Source organism: Paraburkholderia mimosarum LMG 23256 = NBRC 106338, from assembly GCF_000739815.1.
Lineage (GTDB): Bacteria > Pseudomonadota > Gammaproteobacteria > Burkholderiales > Burkholderiaceae > Paraburkholderia > Paraburkholderia mimosarum.
Genome location: NZ_BBJJ01000310.1, coordinates 1 through 1308, shown reverse-complemented (window position 1 = coordinate 1308; position 1308 = coordinate 1). Strand labels below are relative to the sequence as shown.

Here is a 1308-nt window from a genome sequence, read left to right as displayed (position 1 = left end):
ATACGACCCTCCGGGCTTAGGTCAGGTGCGAGGTGTCTCGACCGTGGTCCTTCCGGGAGAAGCAGTTTGGTGAATCGTCGACGAAGCGCACTTCGTGTGTGATTCGGTGTGGTACCGAGGCTACTGAATCTGCTCATGCGAATAGTCGAAGTTGGCTGATGCGATATTTGTCGTCCGGAGGCTGCAAATCAACGCGTGATGTGGAATATCGCCTGCTGTTTCCGCGTCTAACCGATTGCGCCGCTCAAATGCTTCTTTGACAAACCGTTCAATGTCGAGACCAAACTCCCGCCTGGCATGCAGAAGCGGACAATTTTATGCGCTCATCTACGGGAAGAACTCCGACGATGCGCTCGCGCCGGTGTTGAACCGGCTCATCGAACACAAGGATCGTCCAGCGACTGGCCAAAAATTCCCGTTGAACGGAAATATGACTCGGGCCACCGCTTCGGGCAAGCCCACCGAGACCGGCACGAGCGAAGCATGAGCATTCGGCTAACTGGCAGATCGGGCTAGACCTCGCCGAAGAGGTCCTCGAAGCCTTCCCTGCACAGCTGAAGCATTGCCTCAGGGTCCCGCTTGTCAGCTGGAATCGCCGCCGCTTCGCGGATGACGTCGTTCATCCCTGAAAACAGTTCCCTGACGCCGTCGCGAACTGACTTTTGCTGGTTTGCATGCAGCGTGCCCTCAAGTTCCTTCCAGATCGGGACGAGGTCGGTCTCGATCGCTCCGTAGAAGAGCTGGAGCGTGTCGTGGATGTAGAGCACGTCCTGAGCGCGCTTTTGTCCCACCCGCTTGTCCCGGATCAGAAGCTTCTGGATCATGAAACTCGCCGGGTTCGGCACGCGAAGATCGGCCACCGCCTCATCCAGCCCGGACTCATCTTTCGGGATGGTTACAAGGGGCGTTGTTGCAGAAATCAGGCTGCTTCGCGGGGTCTTGACGTTTACGCGCAACGCTCGGGTTGACCAGGATGTTAACTTCACTTCGAACTGCGTAGATTCTTGCTTTTTTCGCCGAGAAGATGCGCAAGGACGAACGCAAGGCAAGCGAGCCCAAAGGGGCGTACCGCGTCAGGAACTGGCGAGAATACAACGCCGGTTTGATCGCGAGAGGCGACGTGACCATGTGGATTGATGAAAGCGTACCGACGCAGGTATCCGAGGCTGGCCCGACCAGGCGCGGCCGACCGCGTGTCTACAGTGATGCGGCGATCCAGATGCTGCTCGGCCTCAAGCAGGTTTTTCAACTGCCGCTGCGCGCTCTGCAGGGCTTCGCGCTCAGCCTGGGCAAACTCGCCTACCCGGG

The 1308-nt window shown here is 58.3% G+C and carries 2 protein-coding genes; one reads left to right on the top strand and one right to left on the bottom strand.

Annotated elements, in window-relative coordinates:
- Positions 1-512: 512 nt before the first annotated feature.
- The gene (locus BMI01S_RS37595; RefSeq protein WP_244145492.1) at positions 513-986 is read right to left on the bottom strand and encodes a nucleotidyltransferase domain-containing protein; all 474 of its coding nucleotides are present in this window, start codon (positions 984-986) and stop codon (positions 513-515) included.
- A 38-nt stretch (positions 987-1024) separates the two neighbouring features.
- Between BMI01S_RS37595 and BMI01S_RS37590 the strand changes: the two genes are divergently transcribed.
- On the top strand, positions 1025-1308 hold a 284-nt coding region (locus BMI01S_RS37590), incomplete at its 3' end, for a transposase (protein ID WP_042293520.1).